We start from the raw sequence: 12,517 nt of genomic DNA on the forward strand, positions 1-12,517 counted from the left end.
GTGAATGAATAACAACACCATATTTATTAGCGGCGCGGCTTCAGGTATTGGTCTAGCCACCGCTCGACACTTTTATAAAAAGGGCTATTGGGTTGCCATGGCCGACATCAATATGGTGCAACTAACACAAGCCACCGAAATATGGGATAGAACGCGGATACGCTTGTTTCAACTTGATGTCTGTGATGTTTCACAAGTACAACGCGCTATGGCTAAATTTTGTGCTGAGCATAATGATTGCTTGGCGATCTTACTCAATAACGCTGGCATCCTAGAAATTGGCCCGTTTGAAGCTGTTTCGATTGAGCAACATCAGCGCACCCTTAATATTAATGTTAACGGGGTGATGAACTTATGCCATGCGGCCTGGCCCTATTTAAAAAACCATGGCAACAGCACTGTGATTAATATGTCATCGGCCAGCAGTGATTACGGCGTACCAGAGCTGGCAAGTTATTCCGCCAGTAAGTTTGCTGTAAAAGCCCTGACCGAAGCGTTAGAACTAGAGTGGAAAAAGCACGGTATTAGCGTATGCGACGTCATGCCTCCTTTTGTGGCAACCAATATGCTTACATCACAACAAAACAGCGCCAAAGTGCTGCATCGCCTTGGGGTGAATATCACCGCTCAAGATGTAGTCGCAGTCATCGACAAACAAGTTAGGCGCCCAAAAACACATCGAACCGTCAGCGTGTTTTATGGGATATTACACAGATTAAGTAACGTATCTCCGGCGTTTATTAATCGTTTAGTGATGAAATGGTTAAGCCGATAACCCCTGTTAAGCGGATACAATACACATCAAAAAGGCGATAAAAATGAACAACAATAAGCCTCAGTCGTCACCTGACAACGCAACATTACATACCGCTAAGCTCGAATCGTCGCAGTTAAGCGCCGCTAAAATGTTGTCATTACTGCCTTTATATAAATTACCCGTTGCCTTGTTTAGGGTTATCTATGCAGCAATGGATAAGTTGGTTGGGCTGAATAAAATTGCCATGGATAAAGTGACAGATTTAGCGATTCCAATTAGCACAGGTCTTGGCGACACAAATACCATTAACTTGCGGATCTTCCACCCCAACAGCAACATTCCTAAAAAAACCTTAGTGTATTTTCATGGTGGCGGTTGCGTGATTGGTAGCATTAACACCCATGATCGTTTTTGCCGTTTTTTGGCTAAGCACGGCAACATGAATATCATCTCGGTGGGCTATCGTTTAGCTCCTGAGCATAAATTCCCTAGCGCGATTTGTGATGCTATCGAAGCCTGGAACTACATTAACAACAACCATCAACAGCTCAACATCAATCCGGATCATATCGGTGTTGGCGGCGACAGTGCTGGGGCGTATTTTGCCTGCATTATTGGCTTGCCGTCATTACACACAACGCTGCCTGTGCAAATCAATGCAAAGCCTAATTTTCAGTTTTTAATTTATCCTATGGTCGATTTACAAGGGCTCACCGAGTCGTACCGTTGTTTCAATAAGCAGTTATTGCTGACACGCGATTTAATGGATTTTTTTAGAGGCCACTATGTCAATTCACTCGACGAAATCACCCTCCCCTTAGTCAGCCCACTTCAGGCTGACGATATCAGCGGCTCGCCTAGCACTTACTTATTAACTCTTAGGTTTGATCCCTTAAGAGATGATGGCATTGCCTATGCTAATCGCTTAAAAGATGCCGGCGTTAACACCCACCATGAGCACTATGACGATTGTATGCACGGGTTTATCTCCATTACCACACTCAGCAAACGTGCCAAACAGGCTTGCCACAGTATTGCTGCGGCATTGAAACGCTTTAATGATTAAATGGCAGATATGAAATAGTGTGCACGTTTATCCCTGCATTCTAATGAGTGAGTTGAGCAACTTATGCTAAAATACGCCCTCAGCTTGATGAATGTGCAACTCATTTATTTGACTGAACGAATTACCCCGAACAGTCATAAAAATGAGGATACAACATGAGTAAGCTTAATGCCGAAGAGCGCAAAGCGCGCGATAACCAACGTTTTTCACAACGTGTCGATGAACGCAGAGTAAAAGGCGAAGATGTGGTCGGCTACGCTCTTGCTAACGAGAAAGCGTTTAAATTTTTGACCAAAACAGAAAAGCACAGCTTTAAAGAACGACAAGCCACGCTTGCAGAAGAAGCAAAACTGAAAAAGCAGCAACAATTTGAGCTTAAAACACAACAAGAACTAGAAAAGGCTGAAGCCGAGTTTACTGATACCGAGCATTAAACGAAGTGTAGACACCAGCCATTAGTCACCATAATGGCTGGCGTGATTTAAGTTAGTAGACAATCTATATAGCAAAAGTCCAACTCATTCATGTGTGCAGACAAATGGCTAAAAGATCATTTGCACAACAGCCCAAGCGACCACTCAAGCCTTAACCTTAAACTTCCCGTTTTGTACACACAAACAGGGCATTGCCTGAAGCTAAATCCCACGGGATGATTCTGTCGTAATCGTGTTCAAATATTTGCACATCAAAATACGGGCTTAACAATGCTTGCAGCTCAGTAAAGCTTGTGGCGACCATGGTATGAGAGTCTTGCCATAGTTGTGTCGCATCAAGCTGGGTTTTGGCAATGCTCAAATTGAGTGCCTGCATCTCACCTGCACCGCTGTAATGCCAACCCGACTCAAACACAAACTGACTACCTTCAAAATTAGCACTGTGACGCACCAAAGCATTATTATTAATCTGATGTTTATCAACCGAATTAAAACAAAATAAACCACCAGGGTTTAATGCCTTATGCACACTCGCAATGCAGGCTTTAAGCGCCTCGACACCTTGAGAATAATGAATGGAATACAAAAAACAGGTAATTAAATCGAGCTTCTCTTCAACATAAAACTCAGTCATATTTTGCAAACTAAACTGCGCTTCAGGGCAACGACGCATGGCAATATCGAGCATCGGCTGATTAATATCAAGGCCACTGCTTTGAAAGCCTAAATCAATAAAATGCCTAACATGTGGTCCTGTGCCACACGCTAAATCTAAATGTTGTTTACCCTCGTTGCCCAAAATCTGATGCAAGCGTGCCACGCTATTGCTTTGCTGTTGGTAGTTAATATCACAACACATTAAATCGTAATAACCGGACAAATCGGTATAAAGGGCATTGGTAGACATAAAAAGGGATCGGCGACACAGGCAAATTTAAGGTGGCGCATCATATATCAAATCATGCTTTTGAGAAATCACTAAAATCAGCTTTCCATCATCTCATCGCGAACAAAGTAAACTTGAAGATAACACTAGAAAATCTATCCCGATCACACATTTGTAATACAATATTACTGTAGTATTCTATTAAATTATTTAGCCATATCTTGAGGGACAATTTAATGAAGAAAATCTACCTGAGTTTGTTAACCGTCAGCATGATTGCCGGCCCGGCAGTCGCGTCAATTGAACTTGATACAGCCAAACAATTCAATCTTGCCCCAACGAATGCGCCGGCACAAAACTTTGATCTATCAAAATGGAAGATAACCTTACCGGAACTCTCCACCGAGAAAGCAGGCAAGGCATTAGAAATTGATAAACAACAACTCAGCGACACCCAAACGCCTTACTCTCATCCGCAATGGTTTTATACCGACAGCAAAACTGGCGCCCTCGTCTTTGTTGCACCCAATGAAGCCCCAACAACACCAAACAGTAAAAATACCCGTAGCGAACTACGCGCGATGCTGGCCGAAAAATACGATGAGCCTAAAAACAATTTTGTCGTGGCGTCGCATCCCAGTGCCAGTGAATACGGCGCTATTGGCGGGCAATTAAAAGCAACCTTATCTGTAGATCACGTCAGCACCAGTGGTAATGACAAAAAAAATGGCGCATATGCTGTGGTCATTGGTCAAATACATGGCTCAGATAACGAACCACTTAAAATTGTTTATCGTAAATTGCCAGAGCATGAATATGGCTCTTTAGCTTGGAGCTACGAGTTAAACCCGGAGCCAAAATTACAAGATGCTGTCGACAGTAATGGCAAAAAACTTCGTCAAGATATTCGTCACAATGTGTTCGGTAAATACAACTTGCGTAAAGGGGCTAGCGATCCAAAAAATGGCATTAAATTAGGCGAAATATTCGCTTATGAAGTGAATGTTGAAGGCGACAATATGACGCTGACATTCACCAAAAATCCAAACAGCGACAAACCAATAGTAAAGACCTTCGACGTCAACCTAGCCCAAGGGAATTACCAAGATCACAAAGTCGATCTCGGTTATAAAAATGATTGGATGTATTACAAAGCAGGCGTTTATAACCAATGTAATACCAACAAAAGCAGTTCAGATTGCCAATGGCGCGGCATGCAAGCTGGCGATTACACCCAAGCGAGCTTTTATCAACTTGAGTTAAAGCAATAATTATCAGGTTGTTGCTACTGAGTGATTTTTAAGACAATTTTTGAAGCCGAGTTACACTTTTTAACTGAAAGTCGTAAATAGGTCTTAAAGTCTAGCGCCACATACAATTTAACCATTCAGATAACAAACAAGCTCCAATGCGATGAGGATTGGAGCGTTTAAAAAATGCTTAAACAATGAAAACCACTACTTTACTTAGATAAAGAGTTTACTCTTCCAGCCCTTCTGGTTAAGTTATATACATGAATTGAATTAGGGGAAAAATGGACTCTCCTTGATTGAATCAAATACACCTTCAATATGGCACATCGCTAATTGGATAAATTGAGTCCATATTATTTGTTATAAGCATATGAAAATAAAGTACTTAATGACTCTACTGCTGCTAGTTTCCGCTTGCGCTTCAAATACTTCCAACCACAAAGAATTAGGCACTTGCTCTAATTTAAAAGGTACCGAAAATGACTGTTCAAAGACACTGAATAAGCTATCAACTGCTAATCAAGATGGCGCTATATTGATCGGTTTCATTTTACGAAAAATGAATAACAAAGATAAACTCACTAAATATCTGGACCGTATTATATCGATTAATTTGAAAAATATAGAAAGTGGCAGAAGTTATGTAATTAATTTCAATGGTAAAAACTTTGGATTAAAATCTGTAGAACCAGGAGTTTATTGTTTAGATAAAGTAACAACTTATGTGAACTTATCAATTAATCTTTGTGATATGAATGCCACGATTCCAGTCAATCCTGGTGAGATTAAAAATGCAGGTTATTGGCTTGCTGGAATAAATTATGATACGGATGAAGTCAAATTAAAAGTATTTGATAGAAACACAAAACATATAAATTTGTATGAAAATGCTACGCCATATTATGCTGATTTCTTTGCTGAAAAATTAAAAATAAGTCCATATTCTTCAACTTTAGATTCAATTGAAGGGTATTGGTACACCGCAGAAGAAACCATAAACACTTATTTATTTGATGAAAATGGAAGTTATTACAAAGCTAATGACTTGTATAATCAAGGTAATTTAAACCTAGGAGGGAATTGGTCTTGGGTAGATGGCGTTGGTAACGCTAAGTTAAAAAATAAGTATGGCTCTTTTAAAATGATTAAAAAAAACGAACAGTTACTTGCAATTTTTGAAAACATAAATGGACTTGGGGTTCGTTGGATCGCTTATAGGAACCCAATTAGATTATGGGATCTGGAAAATAATGATGAATCATCGGTTGTTGAATATGACCGAAGTACTTTAGACAGAATTGCAGCACAAACTAAGAAAAGTATCTTTATCGAAATAGAGTACAACTCATCTGAGCCGACACACATATCTAGAATTGGCAAAGTAGTCTTTATGAGACCTCATGAGCAGCAAGTCGTAAAATCAAATATAACTTTAGAACAAGAAAATGAAATATTGAAGACATTCCACAAATGGCGCTTTGCAACGGAAGCCAAAAATCAAAAATTAACGATATGTATGATAACAGATGCATACCCAGCTGAGTGTTCGTCGTCTGATAACCAATCTATTATTTTTAAGCTAGGCAAAAAATACCCAATACATGGAATGGGATTCAAATAAAATGACCTAAATAAGATGCTTTACCACGATGTTTACTCTCTTAAACGAGTGGTAAAGCTACAGAGTTATCGCTAATGTAGGCCTTTACGTCAACTCCACATTGGTAGTAATCACCCCCAAGCTCCTACCGCACCAAACGCATCAGTTCATTAGCATCTAACACCGCGGGCTTTCTTGTAATGAGTACACCTTTAGAATCAAACAGAAAAACTTCAGTCGATCCGGCATTATGCTTAGCAATAAATGCCTCGCCCTCTGGCGTTGCCGTTCTGGCAAGTAAAAAGAACACATTATCACCAAGATGATCGCGCGCTTCATTCATTTGTTCAGTTTGGGTGATACTCGACACAAGGTTAGGATCGTAGACAAACACAACAGCAGGTTTACCTGTACCTATCTGCCCAAGCTCTGACGTAAAGCCCTTGGGCATCTGCGTTACGAGTAGGCCAAACAGCAACGCTATGGCAGCAATGATACCGAGGGCAATCCAGGGTATTTTTCGCTTCGTGTTTGAATTCGCTTTATCCATAATGATAAATCCCTCTTTTTGCTGATGAAATATAACTAATCATTTTAGTGTAATGGGTCAACCTGAGAACTAGATTAAAATAGCTAAGATACATAAACAGCAAATCATGAATGATTAATCACACATTACAGATCTGTTATACCACAAATAAGATACGCAACATAAACGTGTACTTAGCTAAATTTTTACTCATTAGGTATTAGTATGAAGGGTTCCATAGTCAACACAACACTCAGGTTCAGAACGTTGAAAACACACTGACTCATTACCACTAAATCTTAGATAAAACATCACCAAGCTTGCCATAATATGTCAGCACAGTTAAAGTTCACTATCACATTGTTTTACAGTAAATGGCTCGATTGATTTTTAGCGTATTTATTTGAAGGGTTACTATTTTTATGGAACAAATTTTTGAAAAATTGATGTATGCATCCCGCTGGATCATGGCGCCTATTTATTTGGGATTAAGCTTAGTCTTACTAGCCTTAGGCATAAAGTTCTTCCAAGAGATCTTTCACATCATTCCGATTATTTTTACCATTGCAGAAGTCGATTTAGTGCTCATTACCCTGTCACTCATCGACATCACCTTAGTGGGTGGCCTGCTGATTATGGTGATGTTTTCAGGTTATGAAAACTTCGTGTCACAGCTTGATGTCGGTGAAAACAGTGACAAACTCAGCTGGCTAGGCAAGATGGATGCCGGTTCACTCAAAAACAAAGTGGCCGCATCGATTGTCGCCATTTCATCAATTCATTTGCTCAAAGTCTTTATGAATGCCGAAAACATCGAAAACGACAAAATCATGTGGTATTTGCTCATCCACATCACCTTTGTGTTATCGGCCTTCGCCATGGGATATTTGGATAAGATTACGCGTAAGTAACCTGAGATCGGGATAATAAACGCCTTTCAAACAGTCCTTTGCCCTGTTAACTGCGTTGAATCGACTTGCAATAGGCTAGCTATTGACGCGTCAATTCGCCTTGTTAGCAGAACAAATGACAAGCTTGAAAGTGAGAAAGGGTAACATGTTGATTTTAAATAGCATAAGTTCATCCCTTATCCCGAACTCAGGTTAAGTAACCAGTCATACCCAAATAAAAAGCCCTGATAGCATTCAGTATCGGGGCTTTTTATTGACTATCGATTAGTACCAAACTTTAGGTTCAGCATTATGATTCTGGGCTGCATCAATACTAATACCCAATCCATTAAGAATTTTGAACACTGTCGAGATATAAACATCATTGCCTTTCTCAACACGGATTAAGACCTTTTTAGTCACGCCACACAGCATCGCCGCCACATCTTGAGTCAGTGCCGCGTTGTTTCTGGTTTCTTTAATGAGTAAGCCTAAAGATTGTTGATTAAGTGCTTGATTGAGTGAAAGTGCCATAACATTAGCTCAAAGTGTACTTTGCTACACCTTATAGTGGTTTGCTCTTTTGCTTTAGATAAAGCCTAACATGGTACACATTTTCAATATCTACGCCGTTAAATGAACCAAAAGTGTAAATGGTTACATTATCAAATTGATTAAAGCAGATTTTATTGCTGTGAATATCAAAATAAAAATGGGCAGAATGTTAATTCTGCCCCATTATTTTTAGCTGTTATTCAACATAACAAAGCCGTTGATGGTTTACATATTATCCTTTGGTAAAAGGTACTGGTCGCGGTGTGTTGTTATTTGATGGTGGCAGCACTGGCAATACAATTTGTGGTTGCTCACCCGTTAATGTTTTCAAAAACTCAACCATTTGGCTTATCTCTTCTGAACTCATTTTTTGACCTAATTGTATATCTGCCATAGTATTTACGGCTTCCTCTAAACCCCATACGCTACCATCATGAAAGTAGGGGTAAGTTAATTCGATATTACGTAATGTTGGTACTTTAAATACAAATTTATCCGCTTCTTTACCAGTAACGCCTTTACGACCTTCTGCGGGATTATTAGTATGAAATGGCTTCACTAATCCCATTTTCATATACATAGTTCCCCCCACGGCAGGACCATTATGACAACTGACACAACCTTTACTTTTAAATAATTGGTAACCAGCCAGAGCCTCAGCGCTGATCGCTTTTTGATCGCCTTCCAAATACTTATCAAATGGACTATTTGGCGTGACTAAGGTTTTTTCAAACACGGCTATCGCATCAGTAATTCTATCGATATTAATGTCGTTAGAACCATAAACCCCCTTAAAACGAGCAATATAGGCAGGCATTGATCGGATAGTATCGACAGCAAGTTCGTGGGTATAACCCATCTCTTTTGGATTATTAATCGGACCACCAGCTTGCTCTTTTAAGTCTGCAGCTCTGCCATCCCAAAATTGCGCTAGCATGTAATCTGCGTTTAATACCGTAGGCGAGTTAATTGGCCCTTCTTGCCAGTTATGCCCAACAGAGGTTGGTAGTGCATCGACACCTCCTAACGATAAATTATGACAAGAGTTACACGAAATATGACCCGACATTGATAACCTAGGCTCAAAAAATAACATTTTACCTAATTCAACTTTTTCGGGATTAGTTATGACAGCAGGTTTGATCACCTCTATCGGTTCACTGGCATATGAGGTTGAAATTGAGAACATGGATGCAATCATTAACGCAATTGAAGTTAACTTCGTCATAGCTAATAGCCTTATAAAGTGAGTGGTTTAATTTCCGCCATCATATATGTGCTTTTTGCCGAGTAATAATAATTAAAACCGATTGGGTCTATCTTATAACTAGATGCAATAATTGAGACTTAAGTCACTGATTATTTTAATAAATGGGCAATCATAGATTAATGTGAGCCAGATTCACTTTTAGGTTGAATTTTGCACTTTTAAGTTGATATAGATCACAGTAAAATCTTGCTACAAACATCAAAAAAACTGCTTTTTAGGCAACATGGGACCAACTCCCATAAAAACGTTCGTACCAATGTTTCGATGCTACCAACTCATCTCTCAAAGTGTAATGGTCAAGTGTTTTGGAGGTCGAAAATTCCTAAAGTGACAACGTTATCTGGTATCTACTCATGTATATCAGCTTTGTATTATCGGACTTGGTGATGAGGGATAACTAGATGAGGTTATTCAGCAGCAATAGAAGATGTTAATTTCTCTGTCGGTATAGATGAATAATGAGGAAGAAAGTTTGATCTGACCCTACTTGTTACTACTTGTTTATCCCTGTAATAATTACCGCATGTCACCTTTATCTCGTGATGTGGCAAGAGGGAAGCTAAATGCATTAAGCGTAGGGGCTGATATCGTTAGAAAACAGCTATCTTCAACTAACTAGACAAACACAGAGCACTCTCACTGCACTCAGATAAAACCTATTAGCGACGCAGCACCGCTATCCAGCGGCCAAGGTTGAGCAAGCTGGCCAGCGAGCCAGCCACGTAGGTCAACGCCGCAGCCTTAAGAATCTTCTCCGCATGTTTTAGGTCACCATCATGCAGATACTTGCCCTCTTTTAGTATGGGCAGCGCCTTACCATAACTGGCGTCAAACTCCACCGGCAAGGTCACCAGATGCACAATAGTGCTTAACCCCATCGACAGTAGGCCGATCAAAATGGTCAACGCGCCAGCCTGCGGTATACGGGTGAGCATCAAGACCACAGGCGCCGCTAACATCATCACGCCAGCAATACGCTCACCGACCATTGCGGCTCTAGCGAGCTTCTGTCGCGTCATAAACATAGTCTCGCCGCGAGAATCCTGTAGAGCATGCCCTACTTCGTGGGCTGCTACAGTTACAGCAGTCAGGGAGTGACCGGAATAGTTATCCGACGTTAGACGAACTGCCTTAGCGGCGGGATCATAATGATCTCCGTCGAGAGTCTCTTCAATCTTGACGTCATTCAGGCCAAAACGATCCAAAAGATGACGAGCAAGTTCACCACCGCTACCTTGTTGACAGTAGCGATCAGCAGGCTGCCGAAATTTGTTCATGATGTGCTTGACCCACAAACCAGGCAAGAATACGCAGCCCGCAATGACAATAATTAGAATGATCCATAGCATGAAACCAGTATGCCATAAACGTTGGTATAACTCTCACAACATTTAAAGCCAACAAAAAGCCCCGATACCGTTAGGTATCGGGGCTTTTTATTCTTTTACAAGAAGTTTGGTTTAGCTTTTAGGCTAGAGACCAACTGAGCATTTACGCAGGATAAATGGGCGTAGAGCAAGGCTTTTTGTAGCGACGTGTAGTGTTTTTCTACACGAGCTGCAAAGTAACGCAGCTATAACCCATTTAGACCAGCTAGATTACATGCCCATGCCGCCCATACCGCCCATTCCACCCATTCCGCCCATATCTGGCGCAGACTCTTGTGGAATTTCAGCAACCATTGCTTCTGTGGTGATCATTAGGCCTGCAATTGACGCTGCAAACTGTAGTGCGCTACGAGTTACTTTAGTTGGGTCTAAGATACCCATTTCTAACATGTCACCGTAGGTGTCGTTACCCGCGTTGTATCCGTAGTTACCTTCACCATTTTTAACGGTGTTGGCAACCACTGATGCTTCTTGACCAGCGTTAGTTGCGATTTGACGTAAAGGCGCTTCCATCGCACGTAGGGCAATCACCACACCGTGTTTTTGGTCTTCGTTAATCACTTCAACGTCTTTAATTTTGCTTGCTACGCGAACAAGGGCTACACCACCACCGGCTACCACACCTTCTTCAACCGCTGCGCGAGTTGCGTGTAATGCATCTTCTACGCGGGCTTTTTTCTCTTTCATTTCAACTTCAGTTGCTGCGCCAACTTTGATGACTGCAACACCGCCAGCTAGTTTAGCCATACGCTCTTGTAGCTTTTCTTTGTCGTAGTCAGATGTTGACTCTTCAACTTGTTGCTTGATTTGAGAAACGCGAGCTGAAATCTGAGTTTGGTCGCCGTTACCGTCGATAATAGTCGTGTTATCTTTAGTGATGATAACGCGCTTAGCGGTACCTAAGTCTTCTAGGGTTGCTTTTTCAAGCTCTAGACCGATTTCTTCAGCGATAACTGTACCGCCAGTTAAGATGGCTACGTCTTGTAACATGGCTTTACGACGATCGCCAAAACCAGGTGCTTTAACCGCAGCGACTTTAACGATGCCACGCATGTTGTTGACTACCAGCGTTGCTAATGCTTCACCTTCAACGTCTTCAGCAACGATAAGTAATGGCTTACCTGTTTTCGCTAGACCTTCAAGGATTGGCAATAATTCACGGATGTTAGAGACTTTTTTGTCGACTAACAAAATGAATGGGCTGTCTAGTTCAACGCTGCCAGTTTCTGGCTTGTTGATGAAGTATGGTGATAAATAACCACGGTCAAACTGCATACCTTCAACAACGTCTAATTCGTTTTCAAGCGCTTGGCCTTCTTCAACGGTGATAACGCCTTCTTTACCTACTCTTTCCATTGCAGTTGCAATGATTTCGCCGATTGACTCGTCAGAGTTAGCAGAAATAGTACCGACTTGAGCGATAGCTTTAGTGTCAGCACAGTCTTGAGATAGTGCTTTAAGCTCAGCGACTGCTGCGATAACGGCTTTGTCGATACCGCGCTTAAGATCCATTGGGTTCATGCCAGCAGCAACTGCTTTTAGGCCTTCAACAACAATTGCTTGTGCTAATACTGTTGCAGTAGTGGTACCGTCACCGGCTGCATCGTTGGCTTTAGAAGCAACTTCTTTCACCATTTGTGCACCCATGTTTTCGAACTTATCTTCTAGTTCGATTTCTTTGGCTACAGATACACCATCTTTAGTGATAAGCGGAGCACCGAAGCTCTTGTCTAATACTACGTTACGACCTTTAGGGCCTAATGTCACTTTAACTGCGTTGGCTAAAATGTTAACGCCTGCAAGCATTTTTACGCGTGCGTCATTACCAAATTGGACTTCTTTAGCTGCCATTTTTGAGGTTCCTTTAAATTTAATGATTAATTGGAAAT

12 protein-coding genes and 1 pseudogene are annotated in these 12,517 nt (G+C 41.1%); 7 read left to right on the top strand and 6 right to left on the bottom strand.

What is annotated here, in order from left to right; genetic code table 11:
* Nucleotides 1–4: 4 nt before the first annotated feature.
* From PQR79_RS13700 to PQR79_RS13710, 3 genes are all read left to right on the top strand, one after another.
* On the top strand, nt 5–775 hold the full coding sequence (locus PQR79_RS13700) for an SDR family oxidoreductase (protein WP_238106321.1): 771 nt from the start codon (nt 5–7) through the stop codon (nt 773–775).
* Nucleotides 776–818: 43 nt separating this feature from the next.
* The gene (locus PQR79_RS13705; RefSeq protein WP_238106320.1) at nt 819–1,823 is read left to right on the top strand and encodes an alpha/beta hydrolase; all 1,005 of its coding nucleotides are present in this window, start codon (nt 819–821) and stop codon (nt 1,821–1,823) included.
* A gap of 155 nt (nt 1,824–1,978) precedes the next feature.
* Nucleotides 1,979–2,257, top strand: coding sequence for a DNA polymerase III subunit epsilon (locus tag PQR79_RS13710; RefSeq protein WP_238106319.1), 279 nt, complete (start codon nt 1,979–1,981; stop codon nt 2,255–2,257).
* 157 nt (nt 2,258–2,414) lie between these two features.
* Here PQR79_RS13710 and PQR79_RS13715 read toward each other — a convergent pair whose 3' ends face one another.
* Nucleotides 2,415–3,164 carry a class I SAM-dependent DNA methyltransferase gene (locus tag PQR79_RS13715; RefSeq protein WP_238106318.1) on the bottom strand — a complete coding sequence of 250 codons (750 nt, stop codon included), beginning with the start codon at nt 3,162–3,164 and terminating at the stop codon, nt 2,415–2,417.
* 215 nt (nt 3,165–3,379) lie between these two features.
* Between PQR79_RS13715 and PQR79_RS13720 the strand changes: the two genes are divergently transcribed.
* Nucleotides 3,380–4,414, top strand: a complete 1,035-nt coding sequence (locus tag PQR79_RS13720) for a polysaccharide lyase family 7 protein (protein ID WP_238106317.1) — start codon at nt 3,380–3,382, stop codon at nt 4,412–4,414.
* Nucleotides 4,415–4,784: 370 nt separating this feature from the next.
* Nucleotides 4,785–6,017: a hypothetical protein gene (locus PQR79_RS13725; protein WP_238106316.1), complete on the top strand. Its 1,233-nt coding sequence runs from the start codon at nt 4,785–4,787 to the stop codon at nt 6,015–6,017.
* A 124-nt stretch (nt 6,018–6,141) separates the two neighbouring features.
* On the opposite strand, the gene PQR79_RS13730 is transcribed toward PQR79_RS13725, so the two are convergent.
* Nucleotides 6,142–6,546, bottom strand: coding sequence for a hypothetical protein (locus tag PQR79_RS13730; RefSeq protein ID WP_238106315.1), 405 nt, complete (start codon nt 6,544–6,546; stop codon nt 6,142–6,144).
* Nucleotides 6,547–6,947: 401 nt separating this feature from the next.
* Between PQR79_RS13730 and PQR79_RS13735 the strand changes: the two genes are divergently transcribed.
* Entirely contained in the window at nt 6,948–7,436 is a 489-nt protein-coding gene (locus tag PQR79_RS13735) for a TIGR00645 family protein (protein ID WP_238106314.1), read from the top strand.
* A 264-nt stretch (nt 7,437–7,700) separates the two neighbouring features.
* Here PQR79_RS13735 and PQR79_RS13740 read toward each other — a convergent pair whose 3' ends face one another.
* The gene (locus tag PQR79_RS13740; RefSeq protein ID WP_238106313.1) at nt 7,701–7,949 is read right to left on the bottom strand and encodes a helix-turn-helix domain-containing protein; all 249 of its coding nucleotides are present in this window, start codon (nt 7,947–7,949) and stop codon (nt 7,701–7,703) included.
* 253 nt (nt 7,950–8,202) lie between these two features.
* On the bottom strand, nt 8,203–9,198 hold the full coding sequence (locus PQR79_RS13745) for a cytochrome-c peroxidase (protein ID WP_238106312.1): 996 nt from the start codon (nt 9,196–9,198) through the stop codon (nt 8,203–8,205).
* A gap of 541 nt (nt 9,199–9,739) precedes the next feature.
* On the opposite strand from PQR79_RS13745, the pseudogene PQR79_RS13750 reads away from it, so the two are divergent.
* Nucleotides 9,740–9,859: pseudogene (locus PQR79_RS13750) on the top strand (methionine synthase); the annotation flags it as partial.
* A gap of 40 nt (nt 9,860–9,899) precedes the next feature.
* Here PQR79_RS13750 and PQR79_RS13755 read toward each other — a convergent pair.
* Together PQR79_RS13755 and groL are read right to left on the bottom strand one after the other, a co-directional pair.
* The gene (locus PQR79_RS13755) at nt 9,900–10,589 is read right to left on the bottom strand and encodes a zinc metallopeptidase (RefSeq protein WP_238106311.1); all 690 of its coding nucleotides are present in this window, start codon (nt 10,587–10,589) and stop codon (nt 9,900–9,902) included.
* A gap of 249 nt (nt 10,590–10,838) precedes the next feature.
* A complete protein-coding gene (groL, locus tag PQR79_RS13760) occupies nt 10,839–12,479 on the bottom strand; it encodes a chaperonin GroEL (protein WP_238106310.1) in 1,641 nt (546 codons plus the stop codon).
* Nucleotides 12,480–12,517: the final 38 nt, after the last annotated feature.

Source organism: Shewanella metallivivens (assembly GCF_028750675.1).
In the GTDB taxonomy this organism is placed as follows: Bacteria; Pseudomonadota; Gammaproteobacteria; order Enterobacterales; family Shewanellaceae; genus Shewanella; species Shewanella metallivivens.

Bases quoted from the DNA above. Each gene is read 5' to 3' on its own strand.
- PQR79_RS13705 (WP_238106320.1), top strand. From the start codon at position 819: ATGAACAACAATAAGCCTCAGTCGTCACCTGACAACGCAACATTACAT.
- PQR79_RS13755 (WP_238106311.1), bottom strand. From the start codon at position 10,589: ATGCTATGGATCATTCTAATTATTGTCATTGCGGGCTGCGTATTCTTG.
- PQR79_RS13720 (WP_238106317.1), top strand. From the start codon at position 3,380: ATGAAGAAAATCTACCTGAGTTTGTTAACCGTCAGCATGATTGCCGGC.
- PQR79_RS13700 (WP_238106321.1), top strand. From the start codon at position 5: ATGAATAACAACACCATATTTATTAGCGGCGCGGCTTCAGGTATTGGT.
- PQR79_RS13730 (WP_238106315.1), bottom strand. From the start codon at position 6,546: ATGGATAAAGCGAATTCAAACACGAAGCGAAAAATACCCTGGATTGCC.
- PQR79_RS13715 (WP_238106318.1), bottom strand. From the start codon at position 3,164: ATGTCTACCAATGCCCTTTATACCGATTTGTCCGGTTATTACGATTTA.
- groL (WP_238106310.1), bottom strand. From the start codon at position 12,479: ATGGCAGCTAAAGAAGTCCAATTTGGTAATGACGCACGCGTAAAAATG.
- PQR79_RS13710 (WP_238106319.1), top strand. From the start codon at position 1,979: ATGAGTAAGCTTAATGCCGAAGAGCGCAAAGCGCGCGATAACCAACGT.
- PQR79_RS13725 (WP_238106316.1), top strand. From the start codon at position 4,785: ATGACTCTACTGCTGCTAGTTTCCGCTTGCGCTTCAAATACTTCCAAC.
- PQR79_RS13745 (WP_238106312.1), bottom strand. From the start codon at position 9,198: ATGACGAAGTTAACTTCAATTGCGTTAATGATTGCATCCATGTTCTCA.
- PQR79_RS13740 (WP_238106313.1), bottom strand. From the start codon at position 7,949: ATGGCACTTTCACTCAATCAAGCACTTAATCAACAATCTTTAGGCTTA.
- PQR79_RS13735 (WP_238106314.1), top strand. From the start codon at position 6,948: ATGGAACAAATTTTTGAAAAATTGATGTATGCATCCCGCTGGATCATG.